Annotated in this window: 19 protein-coding genes, 1 tRNA gene and 3 pseudogenes; 12 read left to right on the top strand and 11 right to left on the bottom strand. The window is 34.2% G+C overall.

Annotation, left to right across the window (positions count from 1 at the left end; genetic code table 11):
• Positions 1-122: 122 nt before the first annotated feature.
• From gyrB to ABWU56_RS01510, 3 genes are all read right to left on the bottom strand, one after another.
• On the bottom strand, positions 123-2,495 hold the full coding sequence (gene gyrB / locus ABWU56_RS01520) for a DNA topoisomerase (ATP-hydrolyzing) subunit B (RefSeq protein WP_353281653.1): 2,373 nt from the start codon (positions 2,493-2,495) through the stop codon (positions 123-125).
• Positions 2,496-2,716: 221 nt separating this feature from the next.
• Complete coding sequence (locus ABWU56_RS01515) at positions 2,717-3,949, bottom strand: hypothetical protein (protein ID WP_264729991.1); 1,233 nt, start codon at positions 3,947-3,949, stop codon at positions 2,717-2,719.
• A gap of 81 nt (positions 3,950-4,030) precedes the next feature.
• Positions 4,031-5,170: an ankyrin repeat domain-containing protein gene (locus ABWU56_RS01510; RefSeq protein ID WP_353281652.1), complete on the bottom strand. Its 1,140-nt coding sequence runs from the start codon at positions 5,168-5,170 to the stop codon at positions 4,031-4,033.
• Positions 5,171-5,404: 234 nt separating this feature from the next.
• Between ABWU56_RS01510 and ABWU56_RS01505 the strand changes: the two genes are divergently transcribed.
• From ABWU56_RS01505 to ABWU56_RS01495, 3 genes and pseudogenes are all read left to right on the top strand, one after another.
• Positions 5,405-6,088, top strand: a complete 684-nt coding sequence (locus tag ABWU56_RS01505; RefSeq protein ID WP_353281651.1) for a phosphatidylserine decarboxylase — start codon at positions 5,405-5,407, stop codon at positions 6,086-6,088.
• On the top strand, positions 6,085-6,855 hold the full coding sequence (locus ABWU56_RS01500) for a CDP-alcohol phosphatidyltransferase family protein (protein ID WP_064086015.1): 771 nt from the start codon (positions 6,085-6,087) through the stop codon (positions 6,853-6,855). Before ABWU56_RS01505 ends, ABWU56_RS01500 begins: the two co-directional genes overlap by 4 nt.
• A gap of 22 nt (positions 6,856-6,877) precedes the next feature.
• A pseudogene (locus ABWU56_RS01495) lies at positions 6,878-7,564 on the top strand (alanine:cation symporter family protein); the annotation flags it as partial.
• On the opposite strand, the gene ABWU56_RS01490 reads toward ABWU56_RS01495, so the two are convergent.
• Positions 7,517-9,190, bottom strand: coding sequence for a recombinase family protein (locus ABWU56_RS01490; protein WP_410542168.1), 1,674 nt, complete (start codon positions 9,188-9,190; stop codon positions 7,517-7,519). The pseudogene ABWU56_RS01495 and the gene ABWU56_RS01490 sit on opposite strands and share 48 nt — an antisense overlap.
• A 302-nt stretch (positions 9,191-9,492) precedes the next feature.
• Here ABWU56_RS01490 and ABWU56_RS01485 point away from each other — a divergent pair.
• From ABWU56_RS01485 to plsY, 3 genes and pseudogenes are all read left to right on the top strand, one after another.
• Positions 9,493-10,176 (top strand): annotated as a pseudogene (locus tag ABWU56_RS01485) (alanine:cation symporter family protein); the annotation flags it as partial.
• Between the two features lie 2 nt (positions 10,177-10,178).
• A complete protein-coding gene (locus ABWU56_RS01480; RefSeq protein WP_353281650.1) occupies positions 10,179-11,645 on the top strand; it encodes an alanine/glycine:cation symporter family protein in 1,467 nt (488 codons plus the stop codon).
• 9 nt (positions 11,646-11,654) lie between these two features.
• The gene (gene plsY, locus ABWU56_RS01475; protein ID WP_410542167.1) at positions 11,655-12,233 is read left to right on the top strand and encodes a glycerol-3-phosphate 1-O-acyltransferase PlsY; all 579 of its coding nucleotides are present in this window, start codon (positions 11,655-11,657) and stop codon (positions 12,231-12,233) included.
• On the opposite strand, the gene ABWU56_RS01470 is transcribed toward plsY, so the two are convergent.
• The 5 genes and pseudogenes from ABWU56_RS01470 to ABWU56_RS01450 all read right to left on the bottom strand — a co-directional run bounded on the left by ABWU56_RS01470 (position 12,228) and on the right by ABWU56_RS01450 (position 15,943).
• Positions 12,228-12,863, bottom strand: a complete 636-nt coding sequence (locus ABWU56_RS01470; RefSeq protein ID WP_353281649.1) for a hypothetical protein — start codon at positions 12,861-12,863, stop codon at positions 12,228-12,230. The two genes, plsY and ABWU56_RS01470, sit on opposite strands and share 6 nt — an antisense overlap.
• 38 nt (positions 12,864-12,901) lie before the next feature.
• Positions 12,902-13,665 (bottom strand): IS5 family transposase gene (locus tag ABWU56_RS01465; protein ID WP_353281091.1). Its coding sequence is split into 2 segments (ribosomal slippage): positions 12,902-13,311 and positions 13,311-13,665, totalling 765 coding nucleotides; the frame shifts between segments, so codons are not numbered across the junction.
• 64 nt (positions 13,666-13,729) lie between these two features.
• Positions 13,730-14,890, bottom strand: a pseudogene (locus ABWU56_RS01460) (hypothetical protein); the annotation flags it as partial.
• Between the two features lie 55 nt (positions 14,891-14,945).
• Positions 14,946-15,842, bottom strand: coding sequence for a cation diffusion facilitator family transporter (locus ABWU56_RS01455; protein WP_250120286.1), 897 nt, complete (start codon positions 15,840-15,842; stop codon positions 14,946-14,948).
• Positions 15,843-15,870: 28 nt separating this feature from the next.
• Positions 15,871-15,943 (bottom strand) — tRNA-Val (locus tag ABWU56_RS01450).
• A gap of 487 nt (positions 15,944-16,430) precedes the next feature.
• On the opposite strand from ABWU56_RS01450, the gene ABWU56_RS01445 reads away from it, so the two are divergent.
• The 5 genes from ABWU56_RS01445 (at position 16,431) to ABWU56_RS01425 (ending at position 22,517) form a co-directional block, all read left to right on the top strand.
• Entirely contained in the window at positions 16,431-16,724 is a 294-nt protein-coding gene (locus ABWU56_RS01445; protein ID WP_353281648.1) for a hypothetical protein, read from the top strand.
• Between the two features lie 20 nt (positions 16,725-16,744).
• A protein-coding gene (locus ABWU56_RS01440; protein WP_353281091.1) for an IS5 family transposase occupies positions 16,745-17,508 on the top strand; the annotation gives its coding sequence in 2 pieces (ribosomal slippage) (positions 16,745-17,099 and positions 17,099-17,508; 765 coding nt in all).
• Positions 17,509-17,978: 470 nt separating this feature from the next.
• Positions 17,979-20,234, top strand: a complete 2,256-nt coding sequence (locus ABWU56_RS01435; protein ID WP_353281944.1) for a surface protein-related protein — start codon at positions 17,979-17,981, stop codon at positions 20,232-20,234.
• A 299-nt stretch (positions 20,235-20,533) separates the two neighbouring features.
• Positions 20,534-21,733, top strand: a complete 1,200-nt coding sequence (locus tag ABWU56_RS01430) for a hypothetical protein (RefSeq protein WP_353281647.1) — start codon at positions 20,534-20,536, stop codon at positions 21,731-21,733.
• A gap of 20 nt (positions 21,734-21,753) precedes the next feature.
• Positions 21,754-22,517, top strand: a protein-coding gene (locus ABWU56_RS01425; protein ID WP_353281091.1) for an IS5 family transposase whose coding sequence is annotated in 2 segments (ribosomal slippage) — positions 21,754-22,108 and positions 22,108-22,517 — 765 coding nt in all. Because the reading frame shifts where the segments join, the coding sequence is not laid out codon by codon here.
• A 6-nt stretch (positions 22,518-22,523) separates the two neighbouring features.
• Here ABWU56_RS01425 and ABWU56_RS01420 read toward each other — a convergent pair.
• Entirely contained in the window at positions 22,524-22,649 is a 126-nt protein-coding gene (locus ABWU56_RS01420; protein WP_353281646.1) for a hypothetical protein, read from the bottom strand.
• Positions 22,650-22,782: 133 nt separating this feature from the next.
• Between ABWU56_RS01420 and ABWU56_RS01415 the strand changes: the two genes are divergently transcribed.
• Positions 22,783-23,022, top strand: coding sequence for a hypothetical protein (locus ABWU56_RS01415; RefSeq protein WP_353281645.1), 240 nt, complete (start codon positions 22,783-22,785; stop codon positions 23,020-23,022).
• A 90-nt stretch (positions 23,023-23,112) separates the two neighbouring features.
• Here ABWU56_RS01415 and rlmB read toward each other — a convergent pair whose 3' ends face one another.
• Positions 23,113-23,880: a 23S rRNA (guanosine(2251)-2'-O)-methyltransferase RlmB gene (gene rlmB / locus ABWU56_RS01410; RefSeq protein WP_064085291.1), complete on the bottom strand. Its 768-nt coding sequence runs from the start codon at positions 23,878-23,880 to the stop codon at positions 23,113-23,115.
• Between the last annotated feature and the right edge of the window lie 13 nt (positions 23,881-23,893).

Below are 23,893 nucleotides of genomic sequence, written 5' to 3'. Positions count from 1 at the left end.
GATCGAAAACGGGAATACAACCGAGATCAATTCAGATTTCTGAAATGGATTGGTTAGTAGTACGTTTTAAATAGCCGGTTTGGCACACAATGCTAAGCCATAAGGGTTTAGCGTTTCTAAAATCAAATATCAACATCATGCACGTTAAGTGCATTGTTATTTATAAAGTCACGACGTGGTTCAACTATATCACCCATTAGCACCGAGAATATGCTATCTGCTTCTTCACAATCTTTTATTTCAACTTTTAGCAGAGTTCTAGTTTCTGGATTGAGTGTAGTTTCCCAAAGCTGATCAGCATTCATTTCACCAAGGCCTTTAAATCTCTGCAGAGTTAAACCTTTTTTACCATAATCCATCACTATTTTTGCGAGTGCACTTGGAGACTTTATTTTTATTTCAGTTTCTTGTGACTGTAAAAATGAATCACCATTAAATAAGTCAATTATGTTATCAAGAGAACTCAATATATTCCGTATTTCTTTACTTTCAAGCATACTAAGCGAGAATACATATTTGTCTGCTAACCCTTGAAACAATTTAGCAATGTGAATTTCCTCATCTTTTACTTCTACTTCCCAATTATATTCACTATACATCAATTTTAAATATTTTAATATCTCATCAGCAGACAATAGAGCATTCTTTTTGCTTAAAATTAGCAATGATTCTAAGAGATCTTTTGGTATTTCCCTATCATAATTTTTGCTAATGTTTGAAATACTGAGGCACTTATTCAAAACGAAACGCAAATCTTTGCCTACACCATTTAATGTTAATTTTTTAATCGCTGAATTTACTATATACTCTTCAAAATTTTCATCATCTTTGATATAAGTATCTTTAGCATTTTTTGTAACTTTATAGAGCGGTGGCTGCGCTATGTATAAATATCCTTTTTCAATTACTTCACGCATATGTCTAAAAAAGAAAGTTAGAATCAAAGTTCTTATATGCGAGCCATCAACGTCTGCGTCTGTCATAATGATAATTTTATGATACCTAGTTTTTTCAATATCGAAGTGCTCACTCCCTATTCCAGCTCCAATTGCCGTGATCAGAGAGCCAATTTCTGCAGATGAAAAAATACGATCCAGCCCTGCACGTTCTACGTTTAGAATTTTCCCTCTTAAAGCAAGTACCGCCTGTGTTTTACGATTACGTCCCTGCTTTGCAGTACCACCTGCGGAATTACCCTCTACTATAAACAATTCCGATAACTCAGGAACTTTTTCCTGACAATCGGCAAGCTTTCCAGGTAGAGTTGCAATATTAATATTGTTTTTATTTTTAACTAACTCTCGTGCTTTTCTTGCGGCTTCTCTTCCTTTTGCTGACCTAATCGCTCTTTCTACTATACTTGCTGCTAACTTGGGGTCAGTTTCAAGTATTGTACTCAACTTGTCAAAAACTATGCTCTCTACAACTGCCCGCGCTTCAGAACTGACCAATTTATCTTTTGTCTGTGAAGAAAATTTAGGATCAGGCATCTTGAGAGATAAAACACAAGTTAAGCCTTCTCTAACATCTTCTCCAGTCAAATTCACTTTTGCCTTCTTCAAAAAACCTTCATTGTTTGCATAGTTATTGATACATCTGGTTAGTGCAGATCTAAACCCCGCCAAATGCGTACCACCATCCCGTTGTCTTATATTATTTGTGAAGCATAGCATATTCTCATAGTAGGAATCATTCCACTCCATTGATATTTCTACACTGGTACCTAGATCTTTTACATTATCTCTAATGCTGGCAATTTTAGTAACATGTGTCTTATTCTTGTCTAAGTACCGTACAAAATTAGCTGTACCAAAATTATCTTCAGACTCTTTACTATCGTTAAAATGAGACTTTACATGTGGTTTATTACGGAGATCACACAAAATGATCTCAATATTTGAGTTTAAAAATGCCAATTCTCTGATGCGACTCTCAAGAGTGGAGTAACTAAAATCAATACTACTAAAAGTCCCCGTTGATGGCATAAACGTTACTCTAGTTCCTCTTTTATTTTTGTTTTCATTAATTACCTTTAAAGATTCAACAGACTCACCATCTTCAAAGCGTATGAAATATTCCTTCTTATTGCGCCATATGGTTAATTCCAGCCAACTCGATAACGCATTAACAACTGAAATTCCAACACCATGTAATCCTCCAGAAACCTTATAGGTATTGCTGTCAAATTTACCTCCTGCATGTAATTGGGTCATTATCACTTCTGCTGCTGATATCCCTTCCTCTGCATGAATATCAGTTGGAATGCCACGACCATTATCGGTTACAGATACTGAGCCATCTTCATTTATGCTAACTTCAATCTTACTACAATACCCAGCCAAAGACTCATCTATCGCATTGTCAACAACCTCGTACACCATATGGTGCAGACCAGATCCATCATCAGTATCACCAATGTACATACCTGGACGCTTTCTTACAGCATCAAGACCTCTTAGGATTTTTATTGCATCAGCGTTGTAGTTACTTTCCATGGAATTGCTTTATTTATAAATATTAATTAATATTACATTTGTATGTGCTGATTAGCAACATCTTTAAGTTGAGAGAAGGATCCTTGACATATAGATAAAACATAACATATCACCTACACGAAGTGGTTTTACATGTTATTTCAATACATAAACTTAAGTTCAAATAATCATACAAAACTCTGCTTCATATTTCAAGATAAATGGCTACAATCAAATACAATTTACCTTCTTCTTTCAATTGGACTTTCTAGCTCAACACAGGATAAGTTGCTCATACACTCTTCTAATATTTCATTCTTTTTATCATTGTTTAATCTATTGCTGAACTCTTGACACCTTCTCTCAAGAGCTGAATGCGTAGTCATAATATACCTTACTGTTTCAGATGATAACTCTGGTAACTCGCTACGGATCCTTTCTTGTTCTGTTCCAGAGAAATTGGTGAAATTGGCTCTGGCCATTTCAGGGAATTTTTGTGTGATCGTTTCTTTTATCATTTCTCTAGCCTCTTCTCCATCGAGTGTAATAACCACTGATGGATGTAAGCCAGATAAAGACTCAAATAATTTATTGTATGTTCCACCTGCACAACTTTGACCTTGATTACCGTAAGTTGTTGCAGCGTCTACAAGACCTTTTAAAAACATATCTTTTCTGTTTTTTATGTCTTCATCATTCAAAGGAGTTCTTTGATTTTCTGTCCCTGTATTTCTATCATTGCAGGCTTTCCAACATAAAATAGCTGCTTGCTTTAGTGTTAACTTACTATGATTGTCTTTAAAATTATCTCCTGTTCTATTGATAAATCTTAAGCATTCAAGTGCATTAGATTTATCGCCTTCTGTAAATTCATTTGACTGTTTGATGTACTCTTCAATGTCGGTTGTGTTGCCTCTATTTAGCTGTACATAGAATTCATCTTTGCTTAAATTCTCTTTATACTTTTCTATGAGTCTATCAACACTCAAGTTTATACTAGCAACTGCACTTGGGTCATGAGTAGTTTGTGCCATAAAAGGAATGGCTGCTAAATCTTGAAAGAAAATAGGCCTTTCTTCCTCTGGAATTTGTTGTATTAAATCGTTAAACTGCTGTATTTCTTCAATGAGTGATTTGTTTAGCAACCATAAGCACAATATAGGCAGTACCAAAAGCACACAGGAATTAATAATGTGTATAATTAAAAAAATGCTTAATGTTATTCTAATAACATTTTTTGGCCACGCTGATAATCTTTTTTCATTTTCCCTTGGTTTGAAAAAATAATTTACTAATGATAAATACAAAGAGAGCTGTACAAGAAGAAAAAATGAAGGAATCATACTTACTAATAAAACTATATTAATGAATCTTTTAATTTTATTAGTGTTGTTGTAAGCATTTTGCACTCTTTCTATTAAAGCCTGTACTCTATTTCTATTCTGCTGTTGATTATTATTTTGACCTGCAAACATACCCTATTCTAACATTAATATATCATACTATAGAAAGAATGTAAATAAAGCAAGAAACTTATCAACTACCTGTAAAAAGCTTTATTTTTGCTTGATAGGAGGTTCTATCTTTGTACTTTCTACATTATTGAGAGTACTGCCTGTTTTTTGTGCAGCAATTTCTTGAATACCTTTCACAACAAAATACACTACTAGTGCTAAACCAAGAGTTATAATAGTTAGCGTAACTAATGCCGCTAACTGAACTTTTATCTCTAAACTTGTTTTTGCTTTATTCTCTCTTAGGAATCGAGCCATGTCTTGATCGTTTTCCCGTATCGCAATATCTAAAGGAGTAAGCCCCTTTCCATTTTTTATATTAACGTTTGCTCCTTGCTCTAAAAGAAGCCTCATTTTTTCTATATTACCTTCTTTTACTGTACGAAATAGACGACTTTCACCCTCTATCTTCTCAATGTCTGCTCCATATGATCTAAGTACTTCAATGGCCTCTTCATTTCCACTATTGAGTGCAATATCCAAGGCATCCATTCCAGCTTTATTTTTGTGGTTGATAAAATTCTTCAACCGATCTCTACCAAAGCTTTCTATATATTGTTTAATGATGAGTTCCACTACTTTTCCAGGACAATTATTAGCAGCAGGAAAAAGTATTGTGTTGTTATTATTATCTTTTTTCGTTATGTCTGCTTTGAGTTTATTTATCAAATACTCGATAACTTCTACTCTGCTATCATCCTTTGCTTCAGTGCATTGTCTAATAGCTAAAAATAAAGCTGTCCGCCCATTATTATCAATATCTTCAATATCCTGTCCCTTATCAACTAAGGCTTGTATTACACTTTTATTCCCATATAAAGCAGCAAGGTGAAAAGGTGTATGTCCTTCAGTGCTTTCCCTTTCATTAATTAACGCACCATTGCTAGCTAGCAATTCTATAAACTCTGGCGTGTTTGCAAAAATTGCAAGGTGCATTGGTGTTAAGTCATCTTTGCCATGATTTCCAGTTTTTGCGTTAACGTTTGCTCCGTTATTTATCAGCAATTTCGCTATTTCAAACTGCTTATACCCGATAGCAACATGCAGTGGCGTACGATTACGTTCATAATTATCATTGACGTTTGCACCAAACTTTATTAGTAGCTCTGTAGCTTCAATATCACCCATCCGAATTGCAGAGTATAAGGAAGGAGATTCATCTTTTTCTATTTCCCCTGTCATACGAAATTGCGAACATATTAATTCATAGATTATTAAGGATTATTATTAAGTTTTTATTAAAATTACATTAATGATAGTTAAAAAACTTCAATTTTTATTAAAAAATTTACATCTATCAGCGATTTTATAAGCAAATGTTTATATAATAATTCGAAAAGTGAAACAGTAAAAAAAAGCTTTTCATGAGAAATTATAAATGATAAATTGTTAATAATGAATTATTGAGAATAAGTTATGTGCTTTGGTTTGCCTAACATAAACAGAGAAGGTTATTTATTTATAGTTGTTTCCTTTATCGTAACATGTATAGCATTCTCTATATCTTGGGGAGCTGGAATTACTTGCTTATTTCCAACGTTATTATGTACCTATTTTTTTCGTGATCCAGCAAGAGCTGTACCAAGCAATAAGGATTTTATATTAAGCCCAGCTGATGGTGTGATTTCAAAGATAGAAGAAGTTAGTTACTCTTTATCAGAAGAAAATGAAGAAGAAAAGAAATTTACACTTGTCAGCATATTTCTAAGCGTTTTGAATGTCCATGTGAATCGTATACCAATATCTGGTACGATAAAGGAAATGAACTATAAAAAAGGCAAGTTTGTTTCTGCAATGAGTAATAGATCCAGTAATGAAAATGAAAAGCAGATTATTGTGATTGAATATGAAAAGGAAAAAGAAATCATTGTGGAACAAATAGCTGGATTTATTGCACGCCGCATTGTTTGTAATTTGAGGACATCTCAGAGCGTAAAAGCAGGTGAAAGATTTGGAATTATAAGATTTGGTAGCAGAGTAAATATTTATATCCCTGCTGGAATAGAGGTAAGAGTCTCAGAAGGCCAAACTGTTATTGGTGGTGAGACAGTTATAGCAGATTTAAATAAACAAGAGAAGCTTACTTTTGATGTTATATGAATAATGATGAAAGTAACAGTAAATCCTTACCTATTACCAAGTTATTTCCAAATTTTATCACTTTACTGGGTTTATGTGCTGGCCTTACTTCACTTAAATTCACATTTAATGAACAATGGGAATTTTCAGCAATTTTTATTATCATTGCAGCAATAATAGATGGAATGGACGGCAGGATAGCCAGAATTTTAAAATCAACTAGCGATTTTGGAGCACAACTCGATTCTTTTGCAGATTTTCTAAATTTTGGTTCAGCACCTGCTTTTCTTTTATATTTTTGGAAGTTAAATGAAATTAAAGTTGTAGGATGGATTTTAGTAATGATATATGTAATCTGCATATCAATAAGACTTGCCAGATTCAATGTTTCGTTACATTCAGAACAATTATACTGGAAAAAATTTTTCTTTTCCGGCGTTCCAGCTCCTGTATGCGCTTTACTTGCTCTGTTACCAATAATTATTACCTTTCAATCTCATGAGAGTGAATACTTACTTCTTATAGAGCAATTTTTTAACGTAAAGAATACAGCTTGTTACTTTTTGGCCATTTCATTTTTTTCGATAAGTCATATTCCAACTTTCTCTGCAAAGTACATTTATGTTCCTAGAAGCCTATCCTATATATTTGTGTCGTTTTTTGGAATATTGATCATACTGTTTATAAGCAAGCCCTGGATAACACTACCAATTTTAGGCGCATTGTATATACTTACTATTCCAATAAGCACTGGACTTTATATATACTACACATATAAAACTCATTAGCTATATAAAAGTAGTGAGCAGCATGATTGTAAAAGCAACTGATCTATTAAACTCTTTTTTATATATAAAGATATTCAACATACCATTTATAATTATTTGGGTAATTGCAACTGGGGTTTTTTGTACGATTCGATTCAAATTCATTAACTTTAGGTTGTTCAAATATGGGATACAAACACTATTCAACCTAGAGAGCCATAATAATAACGGCATAATCACCCACATTCAGGCATTTGCAACGGTAATTTCAGGAACAGTTGGTCTTGGAACAATATCAGGAGTTGCAATAGCTATTACAATAGGGGGGCCAAGTGCAGTTTTTTGGATGATAATTACCGGAGTACTTGGCATGTCAATAAAATTTGCTGAAGTAGTGCTTGCATTTACTCATCGCTCTGAAAACACAACTGGTGGGGCTTTTTATTATATGGAACATGGACTTGCAAAGATTGGATTTATGAAGACTGGCAAATTCCTTGCATTTATCTACGCAGTTATGCTGCTTGTTGCAATGATTCTAGGCGGCATACCATTTCAGGCAAATCAAATTGCAGCGTTGTCAAGTAACTTATTTGAATACAACACATCTGTTATTATCTCGCTATTTGTATTAATTGTAATACTGGGAGGAATAAAGCGAATTGCTTTAGTTGCAACAGGTTTAGGGCCGATTACACCTACGACAATGTTGCAAATTTTTATTTTCCTTTCCATTATGTCCAGAAGAGTTCGGTAGCTCTTTTACGCGAAATACCACATTTACGTCCTCAAGGTTAATTTCAATTCTCTTGACCAATGTTCTGATAATATCACGTTTAGTTAACCAGTCTGCGTTATCAAGGTTTAACGTAATATTGGAAGAAAAGTCTTCTAAATTGGCCACAACCAGAGTTACCTCCTGTTCTAATTCCTTTTGATAAAATATCTTTTTCTTCTCTTCTTTAATTGTTTTTAAGCTTTGTTTCATTGCTTTAATTCGTGGTTCAAATTCCTCTTGATTGATATATTCTTGAGCATAACTATCGATAAGTCTAGCAATACCACGTTTTAATTTATTTTCTTGTTTCTCTAGCAGGTCACTTTTTTGATCCAATGATGATTTTTTTAGTTCTGAAAGCCTACGCTTGTATTCTTCTAAAATCCTGTTTGGATTTTTCAATAACTGCTTAACCTCTTCCCACACAGCTGTTTCTAATGCATCTGAGCGAATGGGTTTATTGTCACAAATCTTATTACCACCAAAACGGTAAGAATCTTTACCACTACAACGGTAATATGCATAATGACCACCTTCTTCTTCTCGTCTACTTCTCATGCAAGTTCCGTAACATCCGTAATTACAACGCTTACATATGACTAAACCTTGTAGTAAGTACTTTGCTCCTCTTTTTCTTGTCCTTGCTACTTTTCTATTTTCAGCTAATTGTTCTTGAACAATATCAAATATATCTTCATCTACTATATTTGGCACTTTAATATAAATCCAATTTGCTTTTTCAACAGGATAGACAGAGTGGTTACTTTTTGGCTGCTCACAAGAGCCTTTCTGTGGTCTTACTTGCTTTAATCTTACTCCTAACCTTCTTCTACCAAAAGCTGCTTGTCCTTTGTAAGCAGGGTTTTTCAACATACTCCAAATTGTACCTTTATTCCAGCGTTCTTTTCCTTTTTGTGTCTTAATGGACATAGTATTTAGCCGACGACATACTTCCCCAATACTTGTTCTTTCTCTGCCTATCCACAAAAATACTTTACGAACGACATCAGCTTCTTTTTCGTTAATCTCAAATAAAGCTTGTCCTCCTCCCATATGCTTATCTATATAACGATAACCATAAGGAGCTCCTCCCATTACATTTACATAGCCTTTGTTAGCTGCATAGATTTTACCACGACGACTTCGTTCCATAATTTTCGCACGTTCATATTCTGCTATCATACCTTGCATTTGTAACAGTAATTGAGATTCTGGGTTACCGTTAATCTCATAATTTAAAAAAACCACTTTTGCTCCTGCTTTTTCAAATTCTTCAATCAGCACCATTTGATATGCATATTTTCTAGATAAACGATCAGGAGAATGAATGTAAATCTTATCAATTTTACCTTCTGTTACTTTATCACGTAATTTTTCTAAATCAGGGCGGACTAAATGAGATCCACTGTAGCCGTTATCAATAAATTTATACTCACTTAACAATCTGTATCCGTCCAGATTAATTTGCTTCTCTAAAGCTGCAATTTGACTTTCTATCGTATTTCCTTCTACTTGTTTCCCCGAAGAAACTCTCGCATATAAACATACTGTTACCATTTGACCCTCCTTGAATCCCATTTTTATGTTTTAAGTTTTTTTGACTTATTTCCTTTGACACTACCTTTTCATAAGCATCTGATAAGCATTGTTCTGCTAACCGATTAGGTTCATAGCTACAGCTAATTTGGATAGCTAATCTCTTGTTTCTCATGACTTTTCCTTGAAATAATATGTTCATATCATTCCTTAAAGCCGATGGTTAATTGATTATTAGCGCTATAAGTAAATCGGACTCTTGGTTCTGGACACAGAAGTTTTCGAGAAATGGTTTTCTCTAGTTTTATTTTTATGTTTTTTGCAACATTGTCGGTAGTGTAAACATGATAATGTTATATATAGGCATGTGTATATATTTAATCTGTGTAAACGGAAATAATCTACTGAATGCTCTATCTATAATATTTCAAGATATCTTTAACAAATCAGCTATAGGAGGTGGAGTATTTAGTGGATTAATAGCAGGGGTAAGAAGGTCAGTGTTTGCTAATGAAGCAGGTACTGGAACAGCAGCTATAGCACATTCGATTGTAAAAGAGAAAGACCCAGTTAAAGTTGGAAGTGTTGCAATGATTGCACCATTTGTAGACACAATATTAGTCTCATTTTTGACTGGTATTGTGATAATTATCACCGATATGCATATCACTAATACCGTAGGTGATATTACGTTAGTTAGCTCAGCATTTTCAACAGCCTTACCTTTATTTAGCAAGCTAGCTCTTCCGCTGATAATGTTTTCCTTTGCATTTTCCACAATAATAGCTTACTATTACTACTGTGAAGTTGCCCTGTTATACTTATTTGGTAACAAAAAAGTACTGATATTGTTCCAAATTCTTATAGTGGGTTCAGTGTATATCAGTTGTATGTCAAAAAATATAGAATTTATATCTTATTTAGGTGATAGCCTGTTTATGTGCCTTATGATTCCAAATGCTGTTGCGATATATCTACTGAGAAGGGAAGTCTTAAATACAATAGATTCTTATTACAAAAGGTATTAAACATGATTTATAGAATGCTTTATATAGTGTTATTTTGCCTACCATTTAATGATGTATACGCTGCTTCAGTTTTTCATAAAAGTTATGACACTGCATTAAATGGAGTAAGCAACTTCATGAATGAAGTGTTGTTTTTCAAGATCTTTCACGTACCATTTATAATTCTTCTATTGGCTTTTGGTTATATATTTCTAACACTACGTTTTAAATTTCTCAACATAAGGATGTTTAAGCATGCATTCGCTATTTTATGTGGAAAATATGACACAGATCATCACGATGGTCACATTACTCATTTTCAGGCATTTGTAACTGCACTTTCAAGTACAGTCGGCCTTGGAACTGTTGCCGGTGTTGCAATTGCAGTTTCAATGGGAGGACCAGGAGCGGTACCTTGGATGATGATTACAGGCTTTTTTGGTATGTCTGCAAAGTTTGCTGAAGTAACTTTAGCATTCAGACACAGAACAGAAGGCCAGGAGCAGTTATTCAGTGGTCCCTTTCAATATATAAGAAATGGACTAGAGGAATTTGGATTTAAAAAACTTGGTATCGTACTGGCTGCAATATATGCAGCGGTTTTTGTATTATCAGGTCTTGGTGGAAGTGTAGCGTTTCAAACTAACCAAATGGTTTCAATATTATCTGGTTATTCAAATTGGATAGATGGTCATCCTTGGTTTCTCTCTTCCATAATTTCTACGTTACTTGCTCTGGTGATTATCGGTGGAATCAGGAGAATAGCTAAAGTCTCTTCTGCGCTGGTGCCTATTATGTCACTCATATATATTTTGAGTTGTTTCACGATTATTGCATTCAATATTCACAATTTTAGCAATACATTAAAAATATTGTTTTCCAGTATGATAGACTTCAATGCTGTTGGTGGTGGAGTAGTAGGAGCATTTGTCGCTGGGATTCAAAGGGCAATTTTTGCCAGTGAAGCAGGTGTTGGTTCTGCTGCAATTACTCACGCTGTAGCTAAAGATGAGGAGCCGGTTAGGACTGGTCTAGTTGCTATGATAGAACCATGCTTTGATACAATGTTAATTTGTTGTTTGACAGGAATAACAATAGTAATAACAGGCGCATACCAGACTGGCATTGGCGAGGGAATATTGATCACCCAAAAAGCATTTGAAACAGTTTCTTCTTGGTTTCCTATACTTTTAACCATCGCTGCGCCTTTGTTTGCGTTTTCCTCAGTAATTTCATTTGTATATTGTTGTGAAATGGGATGGCTGTATTTGTTTGGTGTAAAAAGTGTAGTAATATATCGTATAGCGGTGGTAGTAGTTTCATTTTTGTCAGGTTTGTCTAAAGATATAATGGCTATTGCTAATATTGGTGGGGCTTTATTCTCTTGTTTAGCACTCATCAATATGACAGCACTTATACTGTTTAGCAATCAGATTAACAATGAAGTCCAATGTTATCTAAAAAGGCTAAGGAATAACAAAATTAGCTAGATTTCTGCTATGATAGAGATATTTGTAGTCTTTGTATTATCTTACATATTAGGTTCAATACCGTTTAGCTTAATTATTGCAAAAATAAATGATATAAATTTAAGAGAAGTAGGTTCAGGAAACATTGGTGCTACAAATGTTGCAAGAACAGGAAATAAGAGACTTGCTGTCCTCGCATTATTTTTAGACTCTTTGAAAGGATTTGTCGCGGTTTATACAGCACAACAATTTTGTGATAATAACGATTTATATATACATGTATCTGCAATTTTAGCAGTTCTAGGGCATATGTTTCCTATTTGGCTAAGGTTCAATGGAGGAAAGGGGGTTGCAACAACTTTGGGAGTTTTGATAGCACTTAACATTTCTATAGCATTAGCATTTGTATTTGTCTGGCTAATAGTATTTTTTATCTTTCGGTACTCCTCTCTTGCTTCCTTGGCTGCTACTGCAGCAGCTGTTATAGCATCTTTCTTTTTTCAAAAGGAGTTATTCCTTATACTACTCACTGTAGCGATATTAATTTTCTTGAAGCATTACAAAAATATTGCAAATCTTCTGCAAGGCAGAGAACGTAAGTTTTTATGAGCTATGTCTCATTCCTTCTACTACATTACTAGCGGATACTCCATGTGAGAGACGACTTGAGACCACTTCTTCTACTTCTTTTATTATTTCTTCCATGTTTTTTCCACTTTTTTTACATGCATCATCAAGTGCTAATTTTAGCTTACGTATATCATACTCTTCTAGCATCTTATTCATTTCTTCTTTCGTTATCTCTAATTTTTTTAGTAAGATGTTCTCCATTATTTCTCTTTCATCACCTTTATATTGTCCATTTAGTCTGTTATATGCAATGCAACACTTCCTTTCTCGTGGCAAGGCTGACAGATTTTGCAATGTAGCATCTATTTGAGCTTCTATAGGGTTAACTTTCCTAACCTTTTCAGCAGTTTCTGACCTAAATTTCTCTACTTCTTCTTTTATTATTTCGTCAGCTATTCCCTTAGCTTCATTCAAAAATGAATCCTTAAGAGAAAAATCTATCCTAAGTAAATTTTGGTTTAAAAGCTTCAAAAAGACTTTTTCTTTGATATTTTCGAGTTGGTCATCTAAAGCATGCTCCTGCAGTCTATCTCTCATGTGCTGACCCAACACAAAGTGCTCTAATTTATTTAACTTTACAGAGCTGATATTTTTCATTAATGTCAGCACAATTTGTTCACTATACTGAGAACCTGTCTTGAAAGGAGTTAATTGGCTAATTTAGTAAGCATAGAAGTAATCATATTAAATAAGATATTGTTTTTTGAAGTAAGAGGAGAATGTTCGTAATCCTTGCTCATGCGTCTAAAATTGGAAAGCCAGGCAAAGGTTCGTTCTACAATCCAACGTTTAGGAATAACTTGAAATCCTGTATCAACCAATTTCTTGGTAATCGTTAGCAAACATCCAGTTTCCAACAAACATCGATTTTGTAATTTACCTTTATACCCTTGATCAGCAAAAAACCTACGTAATGTTGGAGCTTTGCATTTAGCTTGAACAAAAAGATTGGTAGCACCATCACGGTCCTGAATGCTTGCGCTGTGTACTTCTGCAGTAATTACAAGACCTAGTGTATCTACAATAATATGACGTTTTCTACCCTTTATTTTTTTACCGGCATCATATCCTCTTGATCCCCTTTTTGAGTCGTTTTCACTGATTGACTGTCAATTATACCTACTGAAGGTGTTTCATTTTTGCCAACCATTTTTCTTACCTCTTTTACTAGCATGTCATGTATTTTTTTCAATTTTCCATTATTACGCCACCTGAGAAAATAGTCATACACCGTTTTCCATGGAGGAAAATCTTTTGGTAGCATTCTCCACTGGCAACCACCCCTCATTATGTACCTTATTGCATTAATAATTGTTCTTATGTTATGTTTTCTTGGTCGTCCTATCGCTCCTTGTGCAACATAGGGCTCTAAAATTTCCCATTCCTTGTCACTTATATCACTTGGATACAACTTACCCTCCTATTTTTTGCTTACCTCATCATACTCTTTTCTTCATTACCTTTCAAGACAGGTTCTGAGAAGTAAAACTTAGCAACCTTCTCATTAAAGGAACGCTTACTTCTGCAATAAAATCATCAACTATTTTTTGACTTTTATCATCTTCATAATTATTTTGGGCGTTATGCCAAGCCCTAAGAATTTCTTTACTGTTCTTCTTATTTTTTAGCCTGTCTAACATAAACTTACGTGCTTCATTTTCTGCTTCTGTAAGGAGCATTTGTCTAGGTGGTGTAAATTTAATCTCTGGATCGGAATGAATACCCTCTAATGTACTTAACATTCTGTAGATAACACCAGTAAAACATGTGTTAGGAATTCGTTCTTTTCTAGAGAAAGTTTGACTATCCAGTAAATTTGCAATTAACGCGTCTTTTTTATTTTTTACAGCTTCTCTATCTCCATCATTGCAGGCTCTAAGAACTAACAGAAGAATTTGTCCACCAGTGAAGCCAGAGCTATGTTTCTCATTACCTTTGCAAAAATCTTGCAAAAACATTACTAATTTTCCCTTATTCTCATTACTAAATGGTTGGCCATCAAGCATATGTAAGTGATTTATATATTCAATAAACTCTTTAAATCCCTCATCATTAATAGCGTCTTCTGGTACTGGATCATATTTGCGTATTAACTTACTAATATTATTACTAATATCGTCATTCAATTGATGGGGCAGTAAATGCTCATAAGTACCATCAAACTTATTTGTCATACTGCGAGTATTTTCTTTTATGCCTTCTAAAAAGAAACTTATAGCAGCTTTGAGTAACGTAAATGGATTAAAATCCTTTGGCCTTAATTCACTTTGTAATAGAATTAAAACCATTGCAAGTGGTATTGTTGCAAGTAACGAAACAAGTAGAAAAGTAATTGTAAAAGTTAGATATGTTACAGAAGCAAAAAATAAAAGGAAAGATGCTATCTTAATTTTATTTTTCTCAAAAAATATTTCCCAATATTCCTTTTTACTTATTTTTTCCTGCTTTGCAGCTTTTATGTCTTTATAAACGTAAAAAGTTTTTATTTCAGATCTAAAAAACAATGTGGCAAAAGATAAAAAGACATTGGCAGGATTAACTAAAATGCTTAAAGAAACAAAAGCTGCGAAGTAACTTGCTGTCTTTAATCTGTAAGAATCCTTTCCAGGAAATTGTATTTGGGAAACACCTATCATAGCCTACTCTCTATAATATTATGATATTGTAGTAATAACAAATAGCCTATAGATGTCAATGCTTAAGTATTTTACTGTCTACGCACTCATCGTATTCAATTTCAACTGTAGAGTGCGCAATTTCGAACCTATTTAATAGTATTTTTTTTATCTCATACAAAATATTAGTGTGTTGTCCATTTTGCTTTATCTTGGCATGCATAGTAAGTATAAAATAATTATCAGATAGTGACCATGCATGTATATGATGCACATCTATCACTTCAGGTAACTTAGATACAATCTCACTTTTTATCTCCTCAGCAGATACACTCTCAGGTGTACCTTCAAGGAGTATATGGCAAGAATTCTTGAGAATTTTATAGCCACTGTTTAAGATTATTACACTGACAAATACTGACAAAATAGGGTCCACTATTTGCCATCCGGTAAACATGATAATTATGGATGCAAGTATAGCAGCTACAGAACCTAAAATATCTCCGATAACATGCAATACAGCACTTTTTATGTTTATATTACTTTCGCATTTACTATGTAATATAAAAAAGACTATAATGTTAGAGATTAGGCCAAGTGTGGCAATTATTAGCATTACTTTCCATTCCACATTGACCGGACAAATGAATCTCTTTATTGATTCAATTATAATGACCGCTGCAATGAAAAATAGAGTTAAACCATTAACAAATGCTGCAATTATCTGCAATCTGTGATACCCATATGACCTCTGTAAATCAGATTTCTTAGCTGAAAATTTGTGCGCTACCCAGCTTAAAATCAAGGCAAAAAGATCAGTGAGCATATGCCCTGCATCTGATAACAGAGCAAGCGAGTGTGAAATTACTCCACCTACTATCTCCATAAGCATTGTTATTGCGACTATTATTATGGAATAAATTAAGCGCTTGGACTCTGCTATTGAGTGTTTGCCATTGTGCACTGCTGTCATACAAAATCTTTTTATGAGCAAAAAAACGTGGGTAACACTGGGCTCGAACCAGCGACCCCTTGCACGTCAAGCAAGTGCTCTACCAACTGAGCTAATTACCCATCTTAACCTTAGTATAGTGCTTCAGTGAAATGAAAGTCAATTTGCTTTTAGACTTCTTGCTGAATGAAACTCCTTGACAAACCTTCCCACTTTCCTTATCATACCAATAAGAGTACTTATCCTTGTTTTTGATCCTCGCGGGTTCAACAACAAAAATTCAGTAAAAAACTCAGATATTTATTGGCAAATTACATAAAAATTATAGCGGCTGCATGTCTTTTTTATTTTTTCTACATTCAGCCAAATCGCGCTTGTTAGCACATTATTACAACGCCAATTTACATTATAAAACTCGCTACTAAAGGATTTTTTTACCTTTTTTTCTACTCAGTAAATTTCTTAATTATAATTCCGCTACTTATTAACAGCCATGGAATTTTAGCTATATTCTCGATTTTTCATATTGAGTTAACTATCTATACTTTTTTATTAAGATATAAATTATATCAATATGAGAATTTACACTTTCTTAGCGGAAGTAGCTTTATGCTTGATATTGTGGAGACTAATAAATTAGAGGTTAAAGTTATGACAATCAGTCAACAAGTAAATAAAAATATAACTAAAGAAGAATATTTTAACAATAAGCATATCATAGAAGTTAAAGATTTAAATATCAAAGTAGAGGTTCATTCTCATGATTTAAGAACAAGTAAAGTTGCTCACATTGAAAGTGAGATAAGAGAAACAGCTACTAATTTTAAAGATGCATTTAAGCTGGAGCCTGGTAGCTCAGAACCTGTCTTGAAAGGTAATGAAGAAAAGAGTATGATGAGGTAAGCAAAAAATAGGAGGGTAAGTTGTATCCAAGTGATATAAGTGACAAGGAATGGGAAATTTTAGAGCCCTATGTTGCACAAGGAGCGATAGGACGACCAAGAAAACATAACATAAGAACAATTATTAATGCAATAAGGTACATAATGAGGGGTGGTTGCCAGTGGAGAATGCTACCAAAAGATTTTCCTCCATGGAAAACGGTGTATGACTATTTTCTCAGGTGGCGTAATAATGGAAAATTGAAAAAAATACATGACATGCTAGTAAAAGAGGTAAGAAAAATGGTTGGCAAAAATGAAACACCTTCAGTAGGTATAATTGACAGTCAATCAGTGAAAACGACTCAAAAAGGGGATCAAGAGGATATGATGCCGGTAAAAAAATAAAGGGTAGAAAACGTCATATTATTGTAGATACACTAGGTCTTGTAATTACTGCAGAAGTACACAGCGCAAGCATTCAGGACCGTGATGGTGCTACCAATCTTTTTGTTCAAGCTAAATGCAAAGCTCCAACATTACGTAGGTTTTTTGCTGATCAAGGGTATAAAGGTAAATTACAAAATCGATGTTTGTTGGAAACTGGATGTTTGCTAACGATTACCAAGAAATTGGTTGATACAGGATTTCAAGTTATTCCTAAACGTTGGATTGTAGAACGAACCTTTGCCTGGCTTTCCAATTTTAGACGCATGAGCAAGGATTACGAACATTCTCCTCTTACTTCAAAAAACAATATCTTATTTAATATGATTACTTCTATGCTTACTAAATTAGCCAATTAACTCCTTTCAAGACAGGTTCTGAGAATGATACAGAAACTGCAATGGAACATCTCAACGCTTTGCAAGTTACAAAAGGAGATTTTATAGCAACTGGTCAAGAAATAGTGGGTGGAGAAATTAAAGATGTATCGTATTATAAAGCAAATATAGAAAAAATAGATGGAGAAAACGTTGGAAGTTTCTCTGCTGTAGAGCATGTGTCATTTTACGATTATGCTCGTGCTGTTAATAGGGCAACAAATGATACCCTCGATATATCAAAGGAATATCATTTCTTAAAGGCAGTAAAAACTACTGATGGGCAGGTTAAGCTGACTTACTCTGATCAACAAGGTAATGAATATCAAAACAGTCAAGAGTATAAAATGCAAGCTTTGAGGATATTATCAAAATATGGTGAAGATCTTAGAAAATCTTACTATGATGGGAAAGAAGACTTAGATAAGCAGAAGGATATAAAATATAATGATGTGTTGAAAAGCCTTCGTGAACAGGAAGAAACACAGCGTCATGATGCATACGAGCAATACAAAAGAGGAGAGATCTCTTATGAGAAATTTGTAGAAAAATGCAATTCAGCCAGCACTAATTATCATAATGAAGATAAGAGATTATATAATGCTACACAGGACAAATATACACAACTGAAAGATGATTTGCTTGATAAAACCATAAACGCTGGCTTGAAACAAGTAAAAGAAACTCAGAACATTGACGTAGAAAAGATGTTAGAAGAGATGGTTAATATCGATCCAAACCTAATCAGAGGTGCTCATATTAATCTACAAGAAGGTAAAGTTTTCTCTATCAAAGCTCTTGGTCACGGAGATATGGGTGCACTATCTATATATGATGGGAATACAAAGCTTGGAGAGTTGTCGAGCGAATCGGGCTTTTTTAAGCAAGTTGAAGGTCAAACTAAAGAAACTTTTGTTTTTGAGGACATATTGCACAACTTGAATACTCAATATGACGGTGGTGCTTATATGGCTATTACAAAAGAAAATGGTCATTATAAAGCTTCTCTGATAGATGGCAGAACAGTTGAACGTGATGAATACTTTGATGAAGCACATTTACATGAAAATGAATTGTTGCATCCTAGCACTGGACACATTCAAAAAGATTTAGATTCTCTGCTTCTTAGAGGGACCAAAATTCTAAATCATCAGGATTCAAAGCATGCTCAATATTCTGATGAGCAAAGAGAAAGCGGCGTAATCGTAGAAAAAGGAACATTATTGGATGATAAAGGGACTGATAGAACAGACGACGATGTATACGAAGCGGTTGTAAAGCAAGGAGGCGAAAATCTACATGCATTCAAAAATATGGGCTTCTATATCACTGAAGAGATGAAAAATGAAAGAGGTGAAGTTATAAATGAAAGTAACTTGTTCATTCATGATCATGGAAAAAACGTAAGGTTTCAATTGCCAGGCAATGTTACTCACCTAAAATTGGTGGAAAAAGATGGACAATATAAATTAGCACCATCTGATTCTGAAGGAAGAGAATACAGTAGCATACCAGACGAATACAAATATATTGACCCAGTATTTGCACATGAATATGAAAAGAGAGATTATTCTCATAAACATATAAATGTGGGCCTTATAAACTTAGAAAAATATGCCCCTGGTAAACTTTTTACAATTAAACATGATCCAAATGATTATCAGATACAAAGAAACTCGAGTGGTCAAATAGTTAGAATAAAAGATCAAACATATTTCACTAAAGTAAAACTATTTGATGGTGATACTGATGAAGAAATTGGAATGTTATCTAATAATTTCCATAACTTCAAAGGAAAAATATTCTTTTCTGCTGATTATAACTACAGCTATAATGATTTCCTCGCATCTGTTTCTCCTCAAGTTGAAATTGAGAATATGGGAAATGGAAGCAAAAAAATAACTTTCGATCAAGGCAGTGGCGATATCGGCGATACTAACAGAGGCTACACGGACTATCAGAGAATATTCACAAAAGAGAAACAAACCGAAAGTCCAAAAGGGCAAGTAAGTGAAACTAAGACAGAAGTTCATAGTACTACTAATGTTGTTGCTGAAGAGAGAACTGTATCAAACGACAATAGTGAAATACAGTCTGATCAACCACAAATTCCAACAAGGGCAAAAAGGTCAGCTTCAGTGGAGGAGAAAGAGCAGGTAGTGTTGAAAGACACAATCTTGAAAATAGAAAAGAGCTATGATCGAGATGTAGAAGGAAAGCATAAGGCAAATGTAATCATAGATTATAATGATGTGAAAGCCTTGTATAATAGAGCAGAAGGAGCAGATAAGCAATCTGTGTTAGATTTTTGGAACAAACTGCATACATCGGATTATAAGATTGGTGCTTTGCCGGAAGACAAGTATTACTTTAAAGATGGCAAATTTCTAATTCACGATAGTGACACGAAAAAGCTTATAGTGTTACCTGAAGATAAGGTATCCATCAAAATAATGAAGGATGGTGATAGTTATAGTTTGGCTATATCAAATGGTAATGGCAAAGTAATAAGCAGCATTAGTAAAATAGATAATCCAAATTACGAATTGCTATCAGATTCAAGTCACTTCAGCTTAGAAACACAAGATAACTTTGAGTTATTAGATCAACATCATGAATATAATCTCTATCTAGAGAATGGTTTTGTGAAAATGTTCGACTGCGCAAGCGATCACGTTTATCACGATCATAACTCAGCCTATATCTAATATACAAGGAGGGCCCTGCCCTCTTTTTGTTATGCCAATGCCCAGACACTGGCATCCAGTTAAATTTGCTAGTATAAAAGTAATCAACGTTTCTTATGATGGAAAAATGGATTCCAGTGTCAAGCACTGGAATAACACCAAAGGGGCTACTAGGATGACATCGTCTGCTACATACTTAGATCACAAGAGAAGAATTCTGAAGCGAAAAGCTTCAAGGAAATCTTATGCAAAATCTAGTATTTACGGAATTTATATTATTTTCATGCACATTATGGTTTTTATAATTAACGGAAAGTGATATGGCTAGTTTAACTTTTAAAGACAACTCTGGAGCAAATGTACCATCCCCTAACATTAAAAGCATAATTTATGAAGATGCTGCACAGAATAAGTATACCTTTGGTGTAGACAATGCTACTAATGTTTTCAACACTTTTAAGTATGAACCTAATGGTGCTGCTGAAATAGATTACAGTGCTACAGCAACAAACTTCATGACTGGAGGTGCAATTGCTACATTATTAGGTATTGGAACTAATGTAGATGCAATAAAAACTAAGACTGATTCTATTCCAGCTGACTTAAGCGCTGACTTAGTTACCATAAAAACTCAAGTCGGAACAGATCTGATATCAGGAATAAAGGCTAAGACTGATAAGATTACAGATACCTTAGGAGCTGATGTCACTGCTATAAAGGCTAAAACTGATACTATTCCAGCTGACTTAACAGCTAAAGTAACTGCTATAGAAACTGCTACAAGTGCTGCTAATTTAGGAAATAAGGTTACTGCAATACAAACTAAAACTGATAAGATTACAGATACCTTAGGAGCTGATGTCACTGCGATAAAGGCTAAGACTGTATTTATTCCAGATACCTTTACTGCGGACGTTGCTGCTATAAAAGATGCTACAAGTGCTGCTAATTTAGGAAATAAGGTTACTGCAATACAAACTAAAACTGATAAGATTACAGATACCTTAGGAGCTGATGTCACTGCGATAAAGGCTAAAACTGATACTATTCCAGTTGACTTAACAGCTAAAGTAACTGCTATAGAAACTGCTACAAATGCTGCTAATTTAGGAGACAAGGTTACTGCAATACAAACTAAGACTGATAAGATTACAGATACCTTAGGAGCTGATGTCATTGCTATAAAGGCTAAAACTGATACTATTCCAGCTGACTTAACAGCTAAAGTAACTGCTATAGAAACTGCTACAAATGCTGCTAATTTAGGAGACAAGGTTACTGCAATACAAACTAAGACTGATAAGATTACAGATACCTTAGGAGCTGATGTCATTGCTATAAAGGCTAAAACTGATACTATTCCAGCTGACTTAACAGCTAAAGTAACTGCTATAGAAACTGCTACAAATGCTGCTAATTTAGGAGACAAGGTTACTGCAATACAAACTAAGACTGATAAGATTACAGATACCTTAGAACCTGTCTTGAAAGGTAATGAAGAAAAGAGTATGATGAGGTAAGCAAAAAATAGGAGGGTAAGTTGTATCCAAGTGATATAAGTGACAAGGAATGGGAAATTTTAGAGCCCTATGTTGCACAAGGAGCGATAGGACGACCAAGAAAACATAACATAAGAACAATTATTAATGCAATAAGGTACATAATGAGGGGTGGTTGCCAGTGGAGAATGCTACCAAAAGATTTTCCTCCATGGAAAACGGTGTATGACTATTTTCTCAGGTGGCGTAATAATGGAAAATTGAAAAAAATACATGACATGCTAGTAAAAGAGGTAAGAAAAATGGTTGGCAAAAATGAAACACCTTCAGTAGGTATAATTGACAGTCAATCAGTGAAAACGACTCAAAAAGGGGATCAAGAGGATATGATGCCGGTAAAAAAATAAAGGGTAGAAAACGTCATATTATTGTAGATACACTAGGTCTTGTAATTACTGCAGAAGTACACAGCGCAAGCATTCAGGACCGTGATGGTGCTACCAATCTTTTTGTTCAAGCTAAATGCAAAGCTCCAACATTACGTAGGTTTTTTGCTGATCAAGGGTATAAAGGTAAATTACAAAATCGATGTTTGTTGGAAACTGGATGTTTGCTAACGATTACCAAGAAATTGGTTGATACAGGATTTCAAGTTATTCCTAAACGTTGGATTGTAGAACGAACCTTTGCCTGGCTTTCCAATTTTAGACGCATGAGCAAGGATTACGAACATTCTCCTCTTACTTCAAAAAACAATATCTTATTTAATATGATTACTTCTATGCTTACTAAATTAGCCAATTAACTCCTTTCAAGACAGGTTCTTAGGAGCTGATGTCATTGCTATAAAGGCTAAAACTGATACTATTCCAGCTGACTTAACAGCTAAAGTAACTGCTATAGAAACTGCTACAAATGCTGCTAATTTAGGAGACAAGGTTACTGCAATACAAACTAAGACTGATAAGATTACAGATACCTTTACTGCTGATGTTGCTGCTATAAAAGATGCTACAAGTGCTGCTAATTTAGGAAATAAGGTTACTGCAATACAAACTAAGACTGATAAGATGCCTGATGACTTAAACGATGAGTTAATTAAGTTAACTGCAATAGGAAATGCTATAAATGGTAATGGTCACGTCACTGAAGCTGCTAAAGCTGTACTAGAGAGCAGTTTCAAGCAAGCTATCACGGATGCTGGGCAAGAAGGTAGTGAATGGCTTAGAAATGAGATAAAAGAGATAGTGTCACAGCCATCCTTCGAGATTCCAACAGATTCAAGTTCACCTCTTTCTTGGGATTGGTAATGTAAGTGCTAGTGAATGACATCGCAAGATGTCATTCACTGTTGTCATTACAGTATCACATACTGGAATGACATCCTTGTTTTATTGCAACTAATTTGCAGTGATTTTTGTTTTAATGTAGATGGAATATAGTCCTATTGCTGCTGCGTTTGAAACATTTAGACTGTTAATTACGTTTGACATTGGGATTTTTAAAAGATAATCACAATTTTCTTTAACTAGTCTCCGCATTCCTTTCTCTTCAGAACCAAAAACAATTACTCTTTTTTGCCCAAAATTCTTTATTTCATCTATATTTTCCTTTGCATTGCAATCAAACCCATAACACCAGTAGCCTATCTTTTTTAAAGACTCCATCGTCTTTACTATGTTTGTAACGTATATTAGAGGAACAATGTCTAATGCGCCACTTGCTGTTTTTGCGATAGATGCATTTTCGCTTGGTGAATGGTGATACGGTAAAACCAATGCATCAATGTTGAAACAAGCTGAGGTTCTTAAAATCGACCCTATATTGTGTGTATCAGTAATTTGATCTAAAATGACTATAGTAGAGTTTTCACCTGATCTTTCAGCTATTTCTTCAATATTTAAGCTGTGAAAAATAGGAGTAACTTTTAAAGCAATTCCTTGGTGATTTACACCTTTGGGTAAAACATCATTGAACATTTTGTTCTCTACCAGTCGAGCTTTAATGCCCTTACTATCTGCACATTGTTTAATTTCTTTCTCAAATTCTCTGTAGAAATTTTCTGTTACTAACAGTTCTATACACCGCCTATTTTTGTTTCTTAATGCTGAAATACAAGTGTGCTTTCCATATATCCAACAGTTTTCATTAGCTTTTGATGATTTCATCTCATTATTAAAA

It is taken from the genome of Wolbachia endosymbiont (group B) of Horisme vitalbata, from assembly GCF_964028625.1.
Taxonomy (GTDB): Bacteria; Pseudomonadota; Alphaproteobacteria; order Rickettsiales; family Anaplasmataceae; genus Wolbachia.
The sequence above is the reverse complement of the archived record's forward strand: the minus strand, read 5'-3'. Positions and strand labels throughout refer to the sequence as shown.